This is a genomic window from Clostridium puniceum (assembly GCF_002006345.1).
In the GTDB taxonomy this organism is placed as follows: Bacteria; Bacillota; Clostridia; order Clostridiales; family Clostridiaceae; genus Clostridium; species Clostridium puniceum.
Genome location: NZ_LZZM01000063.1, coordinates 79,725 through 97,215 on the forward strand (window position 1 = coordinate 79,725; position 17,491 = coordinate 97,215).

18 protein-coding genes and 1 pseudogene are annotated in these 17,491 nt (G+C 29.7%); 2 read left to right on the top strand and 17 right to left on the bottom strand.

The genetic code is table 11. From position 1 onward, the window contains the following. Positions 1–15: 15 nt before the first annotated feature. The 17 genes from CLPUN_RS05490 to CLPUN_RS05570 all read right to left on the bottom strand — a co-directional run bounded on the left by CLPUN_RS05490 (position 16) and on the right by CLPUN_RS05570 (position 16,094). Positions 16–687 carry a YveK family protein gene (locus tag CLPUN_RS05490; RefSeq protein ID WP_077846324.1) on the bottom strand — a complete coding sequence of 224 codons (672 nt, stop codon included), beginning with the start codon at positions 685–687 and terminating at the stop codon, positions 16–18. A gap of 1,312 nt (positions 688–1,999) precedes the next feature. After that, on the bottom strand, positions 2,000–2,794 hold the full coding sequence (locus CLPUN_RS05495; protein WP_077846325.1) for an ABC transporter ATP-binding protein: 795 nt from the start codon (positions 2,792–2,794) through the stop codon (positions 2,000–2,002). Next, positions 2,760–3,674: an ABC transporter permease gene (locus CLPUN_RS05500; RefSeq protein WP_077846326.1), complete on the bottom strand. Its 915-nt coding sequence runs from the start codon at positions 3,672–3,674 to the stop codon at positions 2,760–2,762. Before CLPUN_RS05500 ends, CLPUN_RS05495 begins: the two co-directional genes overlap by 35 nt. Continuing rightward, the gene (locus CLPUN_RS05505; RefSeq protein ID WP_077846327.1) at positions 3,674–4,690 is read right to left on the bottom strand and encodes an ABC transporter substrate-binding protein; all 1,017 of its coding nucleotides are present in this window, start codon (positions 4,688–4,690) and stop codon (positions 3,674–3,676) included. Before CLPUN_RS05505 ends, CLPUN_RS05500 begins: the two co-directional genes overlap by 1 nt. A gap of 459 nt (positions 4,691–5,149) precedes the next feature. Then, complete coding sequence (locus CLPUN_RS05510; RefSeq protein ID WP_077846328.1) at positions 5,150–5,563, bottom strand: HutP family protein; 414 nt, start codon at positions 5,561–5,563, stop codon at positions 5,150–5,152. Positions 5,564–5,706: 143 nt separating this feature from the next. Then, positions 5,707–6,525 carry an acetyl-CoA carboxylase carboxyltransferase subunit alpha gene (locus CLPUN_RS05515; protein ID WP_077846329.1) on the bottom strand — a complete coding sequence of 273 codons (819 nt, stop codon included), beginning with the start codon at positions 6,523–6,525 and terminating at the stop codon, positions 5,707–5,709. Then, complete coding sequence (gene accD / locus CLPUN_RS05520; protein WP_077846330.1) at positions 6,518–7,393, bottom strand: acetyl-CoA carboxylase, carboxyltransferase subunit beta; 876 nt, start codon at positions 7,391–7,393, stop codon at positions 6,518–6,520. Before accD ends, CLPUN_RS05515 begins: the two co-directional genes overlap by 8 nt. Then, positions 7,386–8,738 (bottom strand): acetyl-CoA carboxylase biotin carboxylase subunit, encoded by a 1,353-nt coding sequence (locus CLPUN_RS05525; RefSeq protein WP_077846331.1) that lies wholly within the window; start codon positions 8,736–8,738, stop codon positions 7,386–7,388. The genes accD and CLPUN_RS05525 overlap by 8 nt, the downstream gene beginning before the upstream one ends. 9 nt (positions 8,739–8,747) lie before the next feature. After that, positions 8,748–9,176 (bottom strand): 3-hydroxyacyl-ACP dehydratase FabZ, encoded by a 429-nt coding sequence (fabZ, locus tag CLPUN_RS05530; RefSeq protein WP_077846332.1) that lies wholly within the window; start codon positions 9,174–9,176, stop codon positions 8,748–8,750. A gap of 3 nt (positions 9,177–9,179) precedes the next feature. Beyond that, entirely contained in the window at positions 9,180–9,707 is a 528-nt protein-coding gene (gene accB, locus CLPUN_RS05535; protein ID WP_077846333.1) for an acetyl-CoA carboxylase biotin carboxyl carrier protein, read from the bottom strand. Between the two features lie 238 nt (positions 9,708–9,945). Beyond that, complete coding sequence (gene fabF, locus CLPUN_RS05540) at positions 9,946–11,181, bottom strand: beta-ketoacyl-ACP synthase II (protein WP_077846334.1); 1,236 nt, start codon at positions 11,179–11,181, stop codon at positions 9,946–9,948. Between the two features lie 18 nt (positions 11,182–11,199). Continuing rightward, positions 11,200–11,940 carry a 3-oxoacyl-[acyl-carrier-protein] reductase gene (gene fabG / locus CLPUN_RS05545; protein ID WP_077846335.1) on the bottom strand — a complete coding sequence of 247 codons (741 nt, stop codon included), beginning with the start codon at positions 11,938–11,940 and terminating at the stop codon, positions 11,200–11,202. A gap of 169 nt (positions 11,941–12,109) precedes the next feature. After that, positions 12,110–13,039 (bottom strand): ACP S-malonyltransferase, encoded by a 930-nt coding sequence (gene fabD / locus CLPUN_RS05550; RefSeq protein WP_077846336.1) that lies wholly within the window; start codon positions 13,037–13,039, stop codon positions 12,110–12,112. Continuing rightward, on the bottom strand, positions 13,032–13,973 hold the full coding sequence (gene fabK, locus CLPUN_RS05555; RefSeq protein ID WP_077846337.1) for an enoyl-[acyl-carrier-protein] reductase FabK: 942 nt from the start codon (positions 13,971–13,973) through the stop codon (positions 13,032–13,034). Before fabK ends, fabD begins: the two co-directional genes overlap by 8 nt. A gap of 197 nt (positions 13,974–14,170) precedes the next feature. Continuing rightward, a complete protein-coding gene (locus CLPUN_RS05560) occupies positions 14,171–14,389 on the bottom strand; it encodes an acyl carrier protein (RefSeq protein ID WP_077846342.1) in 219 nt (72 codons plus the stop codon). 269 nt (positions 14,390–14,658) lie between these two features. Beyond that, positions 14,659–15,630, bottom strand: coding sequence for a beta-ketoacyl-ACP synthase III (locus CLPUN_RS05565; RefSeq protein ID WP_077846338.1), 972 nt, complete (start codon positions 15,628–15,630; stop codon positions 14,659–14,661). A 14-nt stretch (positions 15,631–15,644) separates the two neighbouring features. After that, positions 15,645–16,094, bottom strand: coding sequence for a MarR family winged helix-turn-helix transcriptional regulator (locus CLPUN_RS05570; RefSeq protein WP_077846339.1), 450 nt, complete (start codon positions 16,092–16,094; stop codon positions 15,645–15,647). Between the two features lie 308 nt (positions 16,095–16,402). On the opposite strand from CLPUN_RS05570, the gene CLPUN_RS05575 reads away from it, so the two are divergent. Both CLPUN_RS05575 and CLPUN_RS28555 read left to right on the top strand, forming a co-directional pair. Then, positions 16,403–16,993, top strand: a complete 591-nt coding sequence (locus CLPUN_RS05575) for a hypothetical protein (protein WP_077846340.1) — start codon at positions 16,403–16,405, stop codon at positions 16,991–16,993. Between the two features lie 363 nt (positions 16,994–17,356). Further along, positions 17,357–17,491: pseudogene (locus CLPUN_RS28555) on the top strand (IS701 family transposase); the annotation flags it as partial.

Here is a 17,491-nt window from a genome sequence, read left to right on the forward strand (position 1 = left end):
AAAATTACTCCTTTACTATAACTCATTAAGAATCTCACCGATAACTGGTAAATTTAATATTTGTTCTAATTCTTCCTTTGTTTTTAATGTATTGTTTATAGCATCTAATAAAAATGATAATCCTATACTAATCATTAATCCAAGTAAAAATGCAATAGCTATATTCATCTTTTTATTGGGACTTATTGAACTCTTAGGCATTTTTACTTTTTCTATTATCTTTATATCAGCATTTGGTATAAATTCTGTAGATGATTCTATAAATTCATTTGTAATTGAATCTACTACATTTTTAGCTAAGATTTTATCTTCACTTGTATATTTAATTTCCAAAATTTGAGTATCAGTTCTTGGTGCAATTGTTAATCCTTTAAGAACCTCTTCCGAAGTTATATCTAAGCCTTCTTTATTAATGGCCTTTTCAACTAAATCATTGGTTGATATAATCTCAACATATGTCTTTAATAATTTTTGATACATATTAACATCTTCTTCACTATATTTTGTATCTTCACTATTTTCTTTTCCTATAAATATCTTTGTGCTTGCTTCATATTTAGGTGAAATTACATAAAAACTTATACATACAGAGAATATAGTTGAAATAATCGTTATTGAAACTATCATCTTCCATCTTCTTTTTAATATCTTTATTAGGTCTTCAATTCTTAAAATGTCTTCATTCATACTTCATTCATCCTTCTTTATATTGATATTAGTTAAATTTATTTAGAAGTGGATTATTTAATTTAGTATAAAGTAGATTTTTTGTTTTGTAACCTACCCATTTAAGGTAGTTTTTATATTTTATAGTATATTTTGTACATTAATTCTAATACATTTTTAATTCAGCATTAATATATATAATAAAATATAGTAAAATCTACTTAAAATAGATTATTGTATGCTTTTGAAGTTACTTAATATATAACTAAAAAATTTCTAATAAAGGAGCTATATCAAAATTTAAGTTTTATCTCTTAAAAATACTTTGTAGCATTGCATTTTCAAATATAATAACTATTTGTTTAAAATATTTACTCATGAGTAAGAATAATATATCACTTACACACTTTTATATTTCTTCTTTCAAATACTTAATTGAAAGATTATTAAATACTACTGTATAAATAAGTAACAGATATCTACTCGTTATACTTTTCATATTTAAATTAGGTTTATTATGCAACAATTTCAATAATTCACTATTAAAAATAAAAACCCCCTTCTTTTTAATAAATTATCTTTTCTCCTACATAATAAAATTCTGCATTACAATTAGCCTACTCCATTACCAACATTTCCTTTTAGTTTTTAATCCTGATACTCATATTATTAGATATTTATATCTAAATCTATCTTGAGGATTGTATTTCTATTACTTCTCAGCGTTACCTGTGAATTTTAATTTCATAAAAAATAGAAAGCCATAAATTATGGAAATTACAGTTCCATAATTTATAGCTTCTGGTTATTTAAATATTAAATTTTATGTTTGTTTTTAATAATAAGATCTAATTTCGTTTATGCATCCATGATATGTAACTTTAATAAATCTTTTCGGTAATAAAGTATTTTACTCGAGCAATTAAAATTATACATTATAAAACCTAACTTTTTTAAATCCAACATATTTACAAACTCATAAATATAATTAATAATGAAACTAGTTTGAAATAAGTCATACTAATAAAGCCCCTTCAAACTTTATTTCTAAATTGCTCAATATTAATGCCAGACAGCTTAATGTGCTCATGCTAGGCATACAAAAAAACAAATTCCGTGAGTTCGTGCACTAAATGCTTATTTAAAATATTTTTATAAAATTGAAAAATGTATTATGATTTATAAGGATATTTTCAAATCATATTGTTAATCATAAAAATACCACTATCCAATGTCCATTATCTTTTATTTGCTTTTGATGTAAAAAATAAATAGAAGATAAGATATTTTAAACAGCTGCTTATCTTCTATTTAAATTTATAACACTTAATCTTTACCCAAATAAAGTTCTATCGCTTAAGCCATCTGTAACATTAGCTTTTTCGAAAAGTCCAAGAAGTTTATTAGTATCTAATTTTTCTTTTTGTTCTCCTTCAATATCAGCTAAAATTTGACCTCTATGCATCATAAAAAGTCTATTACCATTTTCAAGAGCATGTTTAAGATTATGTGTAACCATTAGTGTCGTTATTCCACTATCTTTAACAATATTTCTAGTTATGTCCATTATTTTTTCTGAAGTCTTAGGGTCTAAGGCTGCAGTATGTTCATCCAACAATAATAATTTAGGTTTTGACATTACTGCCATAAGTAAGGTTAAAGCTTGCCTTTGTCCACCAGATAAAAGTAATACTTTATTATAAATCTTATCTTCTAAACCCAAATTAAGTTCACTTACCATTTCTTTATAATAATCTATTCTCTTTTTGTTTATTCCAAAACTAAGCCCAAAAGTTTTTCCCTTATTATCTGCAAGAGCAATATTTTCTAAAATAGTCATGTTAGGTGCAACACCCATAGATGGATTTTGAAATACTCTTCCAATAGATTTTGACCTAGCAAACTCTGGTTTATTAATTACTTCTTCTCCATCTAATAATATAGAGCCTGAATCTGCTTCTATTGTTCCAGATATCATATTTAATAAGGTTGACTTGCCAGCTCCATTAGAACCAATAATACTTATGAAATCACCTTGACTAACATCTAAATATAATTTATCAAAAACTCTATTTTCATTTATTGTATTAGGATTAAATACTTTGGATAGTTGTTTTACTCTTAACATCTTCTTCAGCACCACCTTCCACAATTTTTTTCTTCTTAATTTTAAAAACTCCATTATTAGAACATAATGCTATAACTACAATTATTGCTGTCATTAATTTTAAATCGTTAGCCGTTAATCCTATTATTGATCCATATTTTAATACAATGGCAATTGCAGCTTTATAAATAACTGCACCTAATATTGATAATGTAGTTGCTTTTATAAAAGATACTTTTTCAAATAATGAACTTCCAATAATTACAGCAGCAAGTCCCATTACTACAGTACCAGTTCCCATCCCTACATCACTAAACCCTTGATATTGAGCTGTTAATGCTCCTGCAAGCGCTGCAAGACCATTACTTATAACTAATCCTAATATTTTAATTAAATCCTTATTTACACCAAGAGAAGATACAACTTGCTCATTATCCCCTACTGCCATAAGTAAAAATCCAGATTTTGTTTTCATATATAAGTCAAATATTATTTTTACTACAGCTAGCATAACAATAATTATTATTATAGGTGCAACTGGTGATTTAAATAAATTTGGTACATTAAACAATGGTACATTGGCCTTTCCCATTATTCTTAAGTTTATTGAATATAAACCTATCATCATAAGTATGCCAGCCATTAAATTATCAATCTTAAATTTAACGTGTAAAAAACCTGTTATTCCACCTGCTACTCCCCCTACAATAACAGCAGCAATAATACTAGTCCATGGATTTATACCTTTTACTAATAGAGCTGCTGAAATAGCAGCTCCCATAGGAAAAGTTCCATCAACTGACATGTCTGGGAAATCCAATATCTTATATGTTATATAAACTGCAATTGCAACAAGGGAAAATAGTAATCCTTGTTCTAAAATGTTTAATAAAACACCCACTAGTTAACGCCTCCAGTTACTTTCTTCGCATTTGCTTCTATATCTGCTGGGATCGTTATATTTAATTTTTTTGTAACATCTGTATTTATAGTGAATGTCATTTCACTTAGCGTTGTTATTTCAACTTCTGAAGGTTTCTTTCCAGACAATACATCTGCTGCTTTTAATCCAGCTTCTTTTCCTAATTTATAATAATCTATACCTATAGATGCAAGACCACCCTTAGTTACAATTGCATCTTCAGCACCAATTATAGGAATATTTTTATCTAAACAAAGTTTACCTACTAATGCATATCCTGAAGCTACTGTATTATCTGTTGGTGTATATAATACATCTATTTGACCTAATGCACTTGCTAAATTTTGATTTATTTCATTTACATTAGTAACACCAATTTCTTTCACAGCTAGCCCCTGTTTTTCTGCGGCTGCTTTAAGTTCATTTACTTGAATAACAGAATTCGTTTCAGAAGTATTATAAATTGCTCCTAAAGTTTTGGCATTGGGAACTAATTTCTTTAATAGCTCAATTTGTTTTTCTACAGGTACTTTATCTGATGTACCAGTAACATTAGTTCCTGAACTTTTCCAATCCTTTGCAACTTCTGCCTTTACTGGATCTGTTACAGCTGTAAATATTATTGGTATATCCTTAGTAGAATTGTATGCTGCTTGAACTGCTGGTGTAGCTATTGCAAAAATTAAATCTTTTTTTGCATCTACAAACTGCTTAGAAATAGTTTGTGCATTTGTTTGTTCACCTTGAGCATTTTGTTGTTCAATTTTAATATTTTTTCCATCTTCGAATCCTTTTTCTTTTAATGCATCAACAAAACCTTTATTCGCTGCGTCTAAAGCATCATGTTGTACTAGCTGAACAACTCCAATATTTTTTACTTCTGCTGAAGTAGTAGCTCCTTTATTCGAATCTGTTGTACTCTTGCCACATCCTACAAGAATTCCACCAACTAAAACTGTACATAACAGCATTGCCAATTTTCTTTTTCCTACCATATTTCCATCCTCCTATTATTTTATTATCAATTTTTCCTACCATACTTCTATACTTTAACAGCCTAATAAATACTATCATAAATATATGACCACATTTATGATAAATATTCAAATAAATTGATAATAATTTATAAATCTTTTAAGATATGATATCATAATTTAAAATAGTTGTAAAGTTTAGCACTGCTAGTTTTGTCGATTATTTAGTTTTTTTATATAAAAATTATATATTCATTCCAACAAATGTAAATATGGTTATTTATTAAATTATGTTCGAGAAAATTTAATAAAAATCAACATTTATATTAATAGAATTCCTTCTTACTTTTTTATTATCTAAGTACAAAAAATTCACATCTAAATTTTGAAATTAAAATTTAGATATGAATTTTTTAGTCTAACTAATTTTTATTATATTTTCTATTTCTGTGCAAGCTTAGCTTTCATATTCCAATACTCTTATATTGGTAAGGCTCTATGACCTATTCCAATAACTACTTCATCTAAATGCAATAAGCCAATATTTAAGAATATGCAAACTGATATATGCTCCCCACCTCTTGCAATACCTATTTTCCCTCCAACATTTTGACCGTTAGCTCTATTAGAAATTTGAATTATCGCATCTCTTGTTGCTCCTATAACGGCCCCTTCATGCAGATGTTCTTCCCTTATTAATTGATTTCTCTTTGCTGCAACCAATGCACTTTCTAATATTTTAGATATAGAAGAATTAATATTTCCACCTATATTTACAGCCGTAACTTTTATTCCTTGCTCATTATAATATCTTTTTAAATCTTCTTCTTCATTTCTATTACAAATAGCCATCTTTGTTGCAATTTTCGCAACTTTGGTACTATTACTTTCCATAAATGAACACCTCCGAATTACTTTATAAGTTATTATAACACACTAATTTTTTAATAAACAATTTATAGAAAAAGACATAAAACTTAAGATAAAATCTTAAACTTCATGTCTTTCCTTATAATATATAAATTTCACTATTCCTATTAATAAAAATTTCCCATATCTCTAAATTTATTATATCTTTCATTAACTAGAGTATCCAAATCTTTTCCCATCAACTCTGTTAAAGAATCTAAAATGATTTTTTTTATGACTTCTGCTACTTTTATTTGATTTTTATGAGCTCCACCTCTAGGTTCTTTTATTGTATCATCAATTATGTTAAATTCTTTCAAGTCCTTAGCTGTAATTTTCATTACTGTTGCAGCTTCTTTTGCACGGCTTGCATCCTTCCATAAAATAGAAGCAAATCCTTCTGGTGTAAGAATAGAATATACAGAATGCTCTAACATAAAAATCCTATCAGCTACTGCTAAAGCTAATGCTCCTCCACTTCCACCTTCACCCGTAATTATAGAAATTACAGGAGTCTTTAATCTACTTAATTCAAAAAGATTATTTGCTATTGCTTGCCCTTGACCTCTTTCCTCTGCACCCATGCCTGGAAATGCTCCTGGCGTATCTACAAAACAAATTACAGGTCTTTTGAATTTTTCTGCCTGTTTCATAAGTCTTAATGCTTTTCTATATCCTTCTGGATTTGGCATTCCGAAATTTCTTTCTATGTTTTCAGCTGTATTGGAACCTTTGGTTATTGCTATAACTGTAACACTTATATCATTAATCGATGCAATTCCACCAATTACAGCTTTATCATCGCCAAAGCTTCTGTCACCATGAAATTCTATAAACTCTTTAAATATATTTTCTATATAGTATTTCCCAGTCGGCCTATCTTTGTGCCTTGCAATTTCAACACTTTCCCATGGTGTTACATTGATTTTTATAAATTCTTTATCCATAATTCCTCACTCCATGTAAAATAAGAATTTTATATATACATGCTCTCATATTTTTTCTTTCAACAATAGCATCCACAAATCCCTTTTGAAGTAAAAACTCGGCTTTTTGAAAATCATCTGGGAGACTTTCTTTAATTGTATTTTCAATTACTCTTCTTCCTGCAAATCCCACTAAAGCATCTGGTTCACTTAAAATAATGTCACCTTCCATAGCAAAACTTGCTGTTACACCTCCAGTAGTTGGATCTGTAAGTATTGAAATATATAAAAGACCTGCTTCATCATGTCTTGCAAGTGCTGCACTTATTTTAGCCATCTGCATAAGTGAAAAAATTCCCTCTTGCATTCTAGCTCCACCTGATGCAGTAAAAATTATAAGTGGAAGTTTATTTTGTGTAGCATATTCTATAAGTCTAGTTATCTTTTCTCCAACTACAGTTCCCATACTTCCCATCATAAAGAAACTGTCCATAATTGCACATGCTACATCTAATCCATTTAATTGTCCAATACCAGTAACAACTGCTTCTGCACTATCAGTTTTTGACATCCCACTTCTTAGTTTTTCTTCATACCCTTCAAATTTAAGTGGATTAGTAGTTTTGAAATCTTTCCATAACTCTTTAAATGTATGCTTATCAAAAAGTATTCTTACTCTTTCTTTTGCATTTATCCTAAAATGATGGCCACAAGATGAGCAGACATATTTAGAATTTTCTAAGTCTTCAGCATAGATCATTTCATTACACTTTTCACATTTAGTCCACATTCCTGACGGAATATTAGGCTTTTCTTCTTCAGCACTTTTTTTAATTGTTGAAGGTTTAACAGTTGCATATTGTCTTTTTATAAATAAATCCTTAAGCATCCTTCTTCACCATCTTTTCTGCTAAAAATGAAGTATCATAATCCCCTTCTAAGAATTCTTTACTATCAAGTATAGAGAGCTCAAAATTAATATTAGTCTTTACTCCCCCCACTGCAAATTCAGCTAATGCTCTACGCATTTTTACAATGGCTTCATTTCTATTCTCTCCAAAAGTAATAACCTTAGCTATCATAGAATCGTAACAATGAGGTATTTTATATCCACAGTATATTGCTGAGTCTATTCTTACCCCCATTCCACCAGGAACACATAATTCTTCTATTGTTCCTGGACATGGTCTAAAATCATGCTCTGGATCTTCTGCATTAACTCTGCATTCTATGGCATGACCTTTAAGCTTTATGTCTTCTTGAGTAAATCTAAGTTTTTTTCCACAAGCTATTTTTAATTGTTCCTTTACTAAATCTATTCCCGTTATCATTTCAGTAATTGGATGTTCCACTTGTATTCTTGTATTCATTTCCATAAAATAAAAATTATTATCTTTATCAAATAAAAATTCTATAGTCCCTGCATTTTTATAATCCACAGCAAGAGCTGCCATCTTTGCTGCTTCTCCCATTTTAGCACGTAATTGTTCATTTAGCACATTAGATGGAGCTTCTTCTAAAACCTTTTGATTTTTTCTTTGCATTGAACATTCTCTTTCACCTAAATGTATCACATTACCGTATTCATCAGCTAATATTTGAAATTCAATATGTTTTGGTTTTTGAACAAATTTTTCTAAATATAATGTGTCATCTCCAAAGCAAGCTTTTGCTTCCGCTTTAGCTGTTTTAAATCCCATTAAGAATTCTTCATCATTATTAGCAATTCTTATTCCTTTTCCACCACCACCTGCTGCAGCTTTTATCATAACAGGATATCCAATCTCTTTTCCCAGCTCTAAGGCATGTGCTTCATCTCTTATTTTACCTTCATATCCCGGTACTACTGGAACATTGCAAGACTTCATAATTTCTCTAGCTTTAGCTTTATTTCCTATCCATTCAATTGTTTCATAATCAGGACCTATAAACTTTATATTGCATTGTCTACACATCTTTGCAAATTTTGGATTTTCAGATAAAAAACCAAAACCAGGATGTATAGCATCTGCACCAGTTAAAACACATGCACTTAAAATATTAGTTATATTTAAGTAACTGTCTTTAGCCATTGCAGGTCCAATGCATATCGCTTCATCTGCAAGTTGTGTATGAAGTGCTTCTTTATCTGCTTCTGAATAAACAGCAACTGTACTTATTCCCATTTCTCTACATGCTCTAATTATTCTTACTGCAATTTCTCCTCTATTGGCAATTAATACTTTTTTGAACATTATCATCACCTATCCTATAGCAAAAAGTATTTCTGCTTCACAAACTATTTTACCATCAACTGAGGCTATTCCTTTTCCAATTCCTATAGGTCCTTTAATTTTTATAATTTCACAATATAAATCTAACCTGTCTCCTGGTACTACTTTATTTTTAAATCTTACTTTATTAGTTCCTGCAAATAAAGGAGTTTTTCCTTTATACTTTTCCATTGAAAGAATGGCAACTGCTCCTGCTTGAGCTAAGGCTTCAATTTGTAGTACCCCTGGCATAATTGGTTCATTTGGATAATGCCCTTGAAAATATGCTTCATTAGCAGAAATATTTTTATATCCTTTTACAAACAATTTATCCTCAATATCCATTTCAGTAACCCTATCTATTAATAACATCGGATATCTGTGAGGTATAATTTCTTTTATTTCATTTATATTAAGCATTACCTATTCCCCCTTAATTTTAAATAATGGCTGACCGTATTCTACCATATCTCCATCATTAACTAAACGTTCAACAATTATTCCACTATAATCACTTTCTATTTCATTCATCAGCTTCATAGCTTCAATTATACAAATGACTTTACCCTTAGAAACTGTTCCCCCAACTTCTACAAAAGCTGGACTTTCCGGTGATGCTGAAGAATAAAATGTTCCTACCATAGGAGATGTTATAACTTCTAAGTTTGTATCATCTATAGATACTTCCTTTTCACCAGTCTTTATTTCTTCTTTTTCTACTGTATAAACTTCTGATTTTTCTACTGAAGTGATTGAACTTTGTATATTATTAGAATTAACCGAATTATTTATAGCACCAGTATTACTTAGTTTGCTCAAATTTCCATCAGTTAATCCTCTATTCAATGATTTATCCATTTTAATGTGATCATTTCCAGTTTCAAGCTCAAAAAAAGCTAAACTTGAAGAATCAACTAACTTAACAAGTTCTTTAATCTTTTCAAAATCCATAATTATATCCTCCCATTTATTCATTTAAGAGTTAAGAGTTTAAGGAATAAACTCCTTCGGTATTTAGAAATATATAATATTTTTTTAGAAATTCTGAAAGAAAAGTGAGAATCTAAAAGTGATGCTCCAAATTTTATATTTGACCAGCAGAACTTCTCTTCGATTCGAACATTTTACATTTCGTTATTCGAACTTTCCCTGTGAGCCTTCTTCCTTAATTCTTAACTTTTAACTGAGTTTATTTCCATTTCTTTAAAAGCAAAGTTGCATTATGTCCACCAAATCCTAATGAATTAGTAAGTGCATATTCTAATTCTTGCTTTCTACCTACATTTGGTACATAATCTAAATCCAATTCTTCATCTCTAGTTTCATAACCAATCGTTGGTGGTATAAATCCCTCTTGAAGCGCTTTAGCACATATTATTGCTTCAATTGCACCTGCTGCTCCAAGTAGATGACCCGTCATAGATTTTGTTGAAGATACTGGAATCTTATACGCTGCTTCTCCAAATGCTGTCTTAATTGCTGCTGTTTCAAATTTGTCATTTAAATCTGTAGACGTTCCATGAGCATTTATATAAGAAACTTCCTCTAGCTTAATTCCTGCTTCTTGCACTGCATCTTTCATAGCTTTTGCAGCTCCACTTCCATCTGGTGCTGGTGAAGTAATATGATATGCATCACAAGTTGAACCATATCCAACTATTTCTGCTATTATATTTGCTCCTCTAGCTTCTGCATGTTCTAAAGATTCGAGAACTACAAGTCCTGCACCTTCACCCATTACAAATCCACCTCTATCTTTATCAAAAGGAATGGATGCTCTGGCTGGATTATTATCTGAATTTAATGCCTTCATGCTACTAAATCCTGAAACTCCAAGTCTAGTTATAGGAGCTTCTGCTCCACCTGCAAGCATTACATCTGCATAACCATGCTTTATTGTTCTAAATGCATCCCCAATATTATTTGTTCCTGTTGCACAAGCAGTTACTGCTGACGTACAAGGCCCTTTTAATCCATATTTAATTGCTACATTTCCAGCGCCTAAATTTATGATTGTCATAGGTACAAAAAATGGAGATACTCTCTTTGATTTTCCTGTAGCAATTTTAGTACATTCAGTTTCAATAGTTTCAAATCCACCTATTCCGGAACCTAACATTACTCCAAATCTATCTAAATCTTCTTTTTCTAAATCTATGCCAGAATCTTTTATTGCTTCATCTGCAGCAACTAAACCAAATTGAGCAAATCTATCTAATCTTTTAGCTTCTTTTTTGCCAATTAAAGTATCTGGATCAAAATCTTTAACTTCTGCTGCAATTTTCACATCTATTAAATCTTGATCTATTAAAGTAATAAAATCTATTCCTAGTTTTCCACTCTTTGCATTATTCCAAAATGCGTTAACATCGTTCCCTATTGGTGTTATAGCACCCATTCCTGTAATAACAACTCTTCTTTCCATAACTCACTTCTTCCTCCATTACATTAACATTCCACCGTCAACTTGAATAACTTGACCTGTAACATAATTTGAACCTTCACTTGCAAGGAAGGCTACAACATTGGCTACATCTTCTGGATTTCCAAATCTCTTAAGTGGTATATTTTTCTTTGCTTCTTCTTTTACTTTATCATTTAGTTCATGTGTCATGTCCGTTTCAATAAATCCTGGAGCTACTGCATTTACAGTAATTCCTCTAGATCCAACTTCTCTAGCAAGTGACTTTGTCATTCCAATCACTCCAGCTTTTGATGCTGCATAATTAACTTGCCCTGCATTCCCTGTAAGTCCGACTACTGATGAAATATTTATTATTCTTCCGCCTTTTTGTTTGATCATTATTGGAGTAATAGACTTTAAGCAATTAAATACTCCCTTTAAGTTTATATCAATAACACTATCAAAATCTTCTTCTTTCATTCTAAGTATTAATGTATCTTTTGTAATTCCAGCATTATTTACCATAATGTCAATATTTCCGAATTTTTCTTTAGCTACTGTTATAAGATTTTCTACTTCTTCTAATTTAGAAATATCTCCTTTTACACTTATAACTTCAACACCCATTTTTTTTATTTCATTTTCAACTTCTAATGCTTCTTTTTCACTGCTTCTATAGTTTAAAACTATATTTGCTCCAAGAGATGCAAACTTTAAAGCAATTGCTTTCCCTAAACCTCTTGATGCTCCTGTAATAATTGCACATTTTCCTTTTAACATAAATACCTCCAATATTTCAGTTATGAAGTTAACAGTGTAGAATTAACAGTTTATGAACAAATTGGTTCAGAATTTGAAAATATATATTTCAAAATAAATTCAGAGATAAAAGTGAGAATCTAAATTTTATATTTTGTGCTTCCAACCTTCATTCACAACTGTTTTATTGCTAACTGTTAATTGTTAACTGTAATGATTTCATATCTTCTACATTTAAAAGTTTTACATTTTTATTAATCTTTTTAACAAATCCTCTAAGTGCTTTTCCTGGCCCAACTTCAATAAATGTATCGACTCCGTTATCAATCATATGATTTATAGTTTTTTCAAAAAGCACTGAAGTTCTTATGTGCTTCTTTAGTAGATCCCTAATATCATCTTCTGGCTCATAAGGACATCCTTTAACATTTGAATATACTACTTTATTAAGGTCCTTAATCTTTACAGTTTTTATAGTATTAAAGAATTCTTCACTTGCTGGTTCAAGAAGCGAACTATGAAATGGTCCACTTACCTTTAAATGAATTCCAAGTCCGCCAAGTTCTTTTGCAATTTTAACTGCTTCATCTATTGCCTTATTTTCACCTGAAATAACTATTTGACCTGGGCAATTAAAATTAGCTCCTTCTACTATGCCAAATTCACTTGCTCTATCTAATAATTCCTTTAGCTTTTCATCATTTAGTTTCAATACTGCTGCCATTTTACCTAAACCTTCTGGAAGAGCACTCCCCATAATTCTTCCTCTTTCTTTTATAAGAAGTAATCCCTCTTCTAATGAAAGAGCTCCCCCATATATTAGTGCTGCATATTCACCCAAACTAAGCCCTGCTGCATAATCTGCTTCAATATTGTTTATCTCTAAAGCTTTTAATGCAATCAGTGATGCAACAAGAATTGTTGGTTGTGCATTTTCTGTTGTTGTAAGAAGTTCTTCAGGACCTTCAAACATCATTTTCTTTATAGGCATCTTTAAAATTTCTTCACTAAGTTCTAAAAGTTCTCTACATTCTGGTATATTTTCACAAAGTTCTTTTGCCATTCCAATTGTTTGAGCACCTTGCCCTGGAAAAAGAAATGCTGTTTTACTACTATTCATATTTCCCTCCAAGATTTCCATATGCTTCTTTTGCACCATGAAATAATTCTTCAATTATTTCACTACAAGTTTGTTCCTTATTTACAAGCCCTGCTATTTGTCCTGACATAAGTGATCCATTATCAACATCTCCATCAACAACAGCTTTTTTTAATGCACCTGCTCCAAGCTTTTCTAATTCTTCAACAGATGCTCCCTCTTTTTCTAACTTAAGATAAGTTCTTGCAAGTTTATTTCTAAGAACTCTAACTGGATGTCCCGTTGGTCTTCCTGTCACTTCTGTATCTATATCATTAGCCTTTAATACTTTATCTTTATAATTTTGATGAACCGTACATTCTTTAGCTACTAAGAACCTTGTTCCAACTTGAATACCTTCAGCTCCTAACATAAATGAAGCTGCTACTCCTCTACCATCACCGATACCTCCAGCTGCTATAACTGGTATACTTACAGCATCAACTACTTGTGGCACTAAAGTCATTGTAGTTAATTGACCTACATGACCTCCTGATTCAGTTCCTTCTGCAATGATTGCATCTGCTCCTGATTTTTCCATTCTCTTAGCTAAAGCTACTGAAGCTACTACTGGAACAACCTTTATTCCATGTGCTTTCCATTTCTCCATGTATTTTCCAGGACTGCCAGCACCTGTTGTGACTACTGCTACTCCTTCTTCACATACTAAGTCAGCTATTTCGTCAGCATTTTCTGCCATTAACATTATATTTACACCAAATGGTTTGCTTGTCATTTTCTTAGTTTTTTGTATTTGTTCTCTTACCCATTCTGTTGGTGCTGCACCTGTTATTATTCCAAGTCCTCCTGCATCACTTACTGCTGAAGCCAAAGATGCATCTGCAATTCTTGCCATTCCCCCTTGAAATATAGGATGTTTTATTTTTAACAGCTCGCATACTCTATTTTTTTCCACAACAAATTCCTCCTACCATTATCAAATTATAAAGACCTAATGACAATGGGAAATTTTTATTTTTTAATTTGTTTAAATCTATATCTAGGCAAAATTACCTAATCTGAAAGTAATTTTACTATTATAATTTGTAATTATCAATTGCATTACTAAAAAATTAAAAATAAGTTCATAATATATAAAATGCTTTTTTATTTCTAGTGATTTTTTTCTACATACTCTACAGCATATTGTATAGTTTTTAAGTTTTCAACTTCCTCTATTTGTATATTGTATTTTTCTTCAAGTTCAATTACTATTTGAAATAAATCTAAAGAATCAGCTCCTAATTCTTCAAATGTTGTTTCTAACTTAACTTCATCCTCTTCAATCCCTAATTGCTCACATATAACTTCTCTAATTTCTTCAAATAACATCATCCTATTCCTCCATAAATTTTTATTTTTATCATATATTTATAAATATAATATTGTATACGTTAAAATGAATACAACTCATATACAGTTGTTGTCAAAAATCAAGTATCCAAATATAAAATGTTTCAGAAGAATTTCAACACAAAATTTATAACTGGGATCTAACTTTTATATCATGATTTTTTAATTCATGCTTTTTAGAACGTTAACTTTGGATTGTTACTTCAAAAATTGGATCATCAAATAAACAAATCACTTTTAATTTTTTCTTACCATTCTATTACTGTAGCACCATACGTTAAACCACCACCAAATGCTACTAATATGAGTTTATCACCTTTATTTAATAAACCTTTTTCATACATTTCATTTAAAACTATAGGCACTGAAGCTGATGAAGTATTTCCTACTCTATCTAAATTCAAATAAAATTTTTGTTCATCCAATTTTAGTTTTTCAGCTGCTGATTTTATAATTCTATAATTTGCTTGATGAGGAACTATGTATTTAATTTCGTCTAATGAAATGTTAGTATCTTTTAGTACTTCTGTAACACCATCTGCAATAGCAGATACTGCAAATCTAAGCACTTCTCTTCCATTCATTTTTATGAGTCTTTCGTTCATAACTTTCTCTTTTGAAAATGGAGTATTAAAATCTGCACCTCCTATAGTAAGTGCATTTCCCTTTTTACCATCTGAACACAGATATGATTTTATAATACCTTTTCTTTCATTTTGCTTAAGCACTGCTGCTCCAGCACCATCACCAAATAAAATACAAGTACCTCTATCTGTCCAGTCCATAACCTTTGAAAGAACTTCTGCACCAATTACTAATGCATTTTTATAATTCATAGTTTGTATTAATCCATTTGCTATTTCTAAACCATATACAAATCCTGAACATGCAACACTTATATCAAAACAAGCTGCTTTATCTGCATTCAAGTTACTTTGTACAAGACATGCAACTGAAGGTATGAACATATCTGGACTAATAGTTGCGACTATTATTAAATCTAAATCTTGTGCAGTAATCCCAGCTCTTTCAAGAGCAATTTCAGCTGCTTTAGTTGCTATATCAGATGTGTTTTCTCCTTCTGAAATTCTTCTTTCACTTATTCCTGTTCTTTGAACTATCCATTCATGGTTAGTTTCAACTAATTCACTTATTTTATCATTTGTAACTACCAAAGATGGTAAATATGCACCAATTCCAGCAATTTCAATATTACGCATAATATTCTCCTTTATTAATATAATTTATATTTTTCTTTAAAAAAATCATTTATCTTATTTAAAGAAGAAATCAAAATTTTTTCTTCTTCTAAACTTAATCCATCTATGGCATTGTTTATCATTTCTCCATGAAACTTTTGGTGAAGCCTAAACGCTAACTTTCCTCTTTTAGTTAATTTAACTAATACAACTCGCCTATCTTCCTCTATTCTTTTTCTCTCCACATACCCTTTCTTTATCAATTTATTTATAGCAGTCGTTAAAGTACTTACTGTAATTTTTAACTTCTGCGCCACTTCTGACATTGTTCTTTCACTATACATTCCAATAGCTTCTATTGTATGTATTTCTGTTATTGAAATATCTGAAAGTACACCATTTTTTAAACTTTGTTCTTCAATTTGCAAAACATCATTAAACAACTGTACTATAAGTTCATTAATCATCAATGTTGACTTATCCATTCATCTGCACTCTCCATTTTGGCTCTAAAAATATTTTTCCAAAAATCTGAAATTTATCTTTTGAATATGCATTATTTTAATTAAACAAAATGTAAGATGATTATTTTATTTATAAAATTATACTAAAGCATAAAAAGTTTCAACATCAAATAGTTTGATAATCAAAATATACTATACTAAAAAAACATTGTCAAATATTTTTCATTTTTTTCCATTTTTACTTTGCTTTTAATTTTAAATTGTATATGCTATAATTAATCTAAGATTATTTATAGCATTAATGTTAAAAAGTAGGAGGTGTACATAATATGACTAGAAGATTAATTTTAGCTACAGTTTTAATGTTAAGTATTGTAATGGTTTCTTGTACTTCAAACCCCACTAATACTAATAACTCTAATAGTACTACTGTAGATCAAAATACTGACAACAATAACTCTTCTAAAAAAGATGTAGAAAAGCCAAAAGAAGAGGTAAAGGTAAATAAAGTAAAGCTTTCTATCTATAATATAGATGAAAATTCTTTAGAACCTAATGAATCAAGTACTATTGAAGTAAACGAAAATTTAAGCTTAGAAGATAAGTTAAAAGCATTATCAAAAGAAGTATCCGAAAAGAAATTTGATAAATTAGCAATTGAGCTTAAGTCTATAGATACAGTTACAGGTAAAAAAGTTGCTACTATAAATTTAACTGACGCTGGCACAAAAAAATGGGTGACAAAGTTTCAAGGTTCAACTGGTGGTGCTGTAACTGCAAACACTTTAATTGAAAATTTTCTTCAATCTAATAATAAAGCTAAAGGTGAATGGATTGACGGTGTAAAATTTTTATATAACAATGAAGCAATAGAATATGAGCATGTGTCAGATTTAGCTAATATCAAATATAGAAATTAGAATTTAAAGATGGTTATACAAATTTTTTGTACAACCATCTTTATTTTATTTATTCCTTTTTATACAAATAAATCCATTTTATTTGTATATTATGGTATAATTAAGCTATAATTTCATAAAAAATTGTTTTTTGTATAATTATCTTATCCATAATATCACAAGTTATCAGCCACCATTTTTCCCAGAATTCAACTTGTATAAATCCACATTTTTAATGACATGCAATATTATCCATTACAAAATTTATAACTTTTTTACTTATTTACTTGACTTGTGCATTAATTTGAGAAATTTTTCTATGGATACAAATCCATAAATTACTTCAACAAAATTTTACAAAAAAATAGCATAGATGCCTCGAATATGTTAGGTTTAAGTTGCAACACCAAACCTAAGGAGGTTAATCTATGCTGACAACAATATTAAACCAAAATGAATCAATAAGCAACTATATTTTAGAGTTAAATCTACCATATTCTTCTGCGTTAAAGAATCATA

Bases quoted from the DNA above. Each gene is read 5' to 3' on its own strand.
- CLPUN_RS05490 (WP_077846324.1), bottom strand. From the start codon at position 687: ATGAATGAAGACATTTTAAGAATTGAAGACCTAATAAAGATATTAAAA.
- CLPUN_RS05495 (WP_077846325.1), bottom strand. From the start codon at position 2,794: ATGTTAAGAGTAAAACAACTATCCAAAGTATTTAATCCTAATACAATA.
- CLPUN_RS05505 (WP_077846327.1), bottom strand. From the start codon at position 4,690: ATGGTAGGAAAAAGAAAATTGGCAATGCTGTTATGTACAGTTTTAGTT.
- CLPUN_RS05510 (WP_077846328.1), bottom strand. From the start codon at position 5,563: ATGGAAAGTAATAGTACCAAAGTTGCGAAAATTGCAACAAAGATGGCT.
- CLPUN_RS05515 (WP_077846329.1), bottom strand. From the start codon at position 6,525: ATGGATAAAGAATTTATAAAAATCAATGTAACACCATGGGAAAGTGTT.
- accD (WP_077846330.1), bottom strand. From the start codon at position 7,393: ATGCTTAAGGATTTATTTATAAAAAGACAATATGCAACTGTTAAACCT.
- CLPUN_RS05525 (WP_077846331.1), bottom strand. From the start codon at position 8,738: ATGTTCAAAAAAGTATTAATTGCCAATAGAGGAGAAATTGCAGTAAGA.
- fabZ (WP_077846332.1), bottom strand. From the start codon at position 9,176: ATGCTTAATATAAATGAAATAAAAGAAATTATACCTCACAGATATCCG.
- accB (WP_077846333.1), bottom strand. From the start codon at position 9,707: ATGGATTTTGAAAAGATTAAAGAACTTGTTAAGTTAGTTGATTCTTCA.
- fabF (WP_077846334.1), bottom strand. From the start codon at position 11,181: ATGGAAAGAAGAGTTGTTATTACAGGAATGGGTGCTATAACACCAATA.
- fabG (WP_077846335.1), bottom strand. From the start codon at position 11,940: ATGTTAAAAGGAAAATGTGCAATTATTACAGGAGCATCAAGAGGTTTA.
- fabD (WP_077846336.1), bottom strand. From the start codon at position 13,039: ATGAATAGTAGTAAAACAGCATTTCTTTTTCCAGGGCAAGGTGCTCAA.
- CLPUN_RS05560 (WP_077846342.1), bottom strand. From the start codon at position 14,389: ATGTTATTTGAAGAAATTAGAGAAGTTATATGTGAGCAATTAGGGATT.
- CLPUN_RS05565 (WP_077846338.1), bottom strand. From the start codon at position 15,630: ATGCGTAATATTGAAATTGCTGGAATTGGTGCATATTTACCATCTTTG.
- CLPUN_RS05570 (WP_077846339.1), bottom strand. From the start codon at position 16,094: ATGGATAAGTCAACATTGATGATTAATGAACTTATAGTACAGTTGTTT.
- CLPUN_RS05575 (WP_077846340.1), top strand. From the start codon at position 16,403: ATGACTAGAAGATTAATTTTAGCTACAGTTTTAATGTTAAGTATTGTA.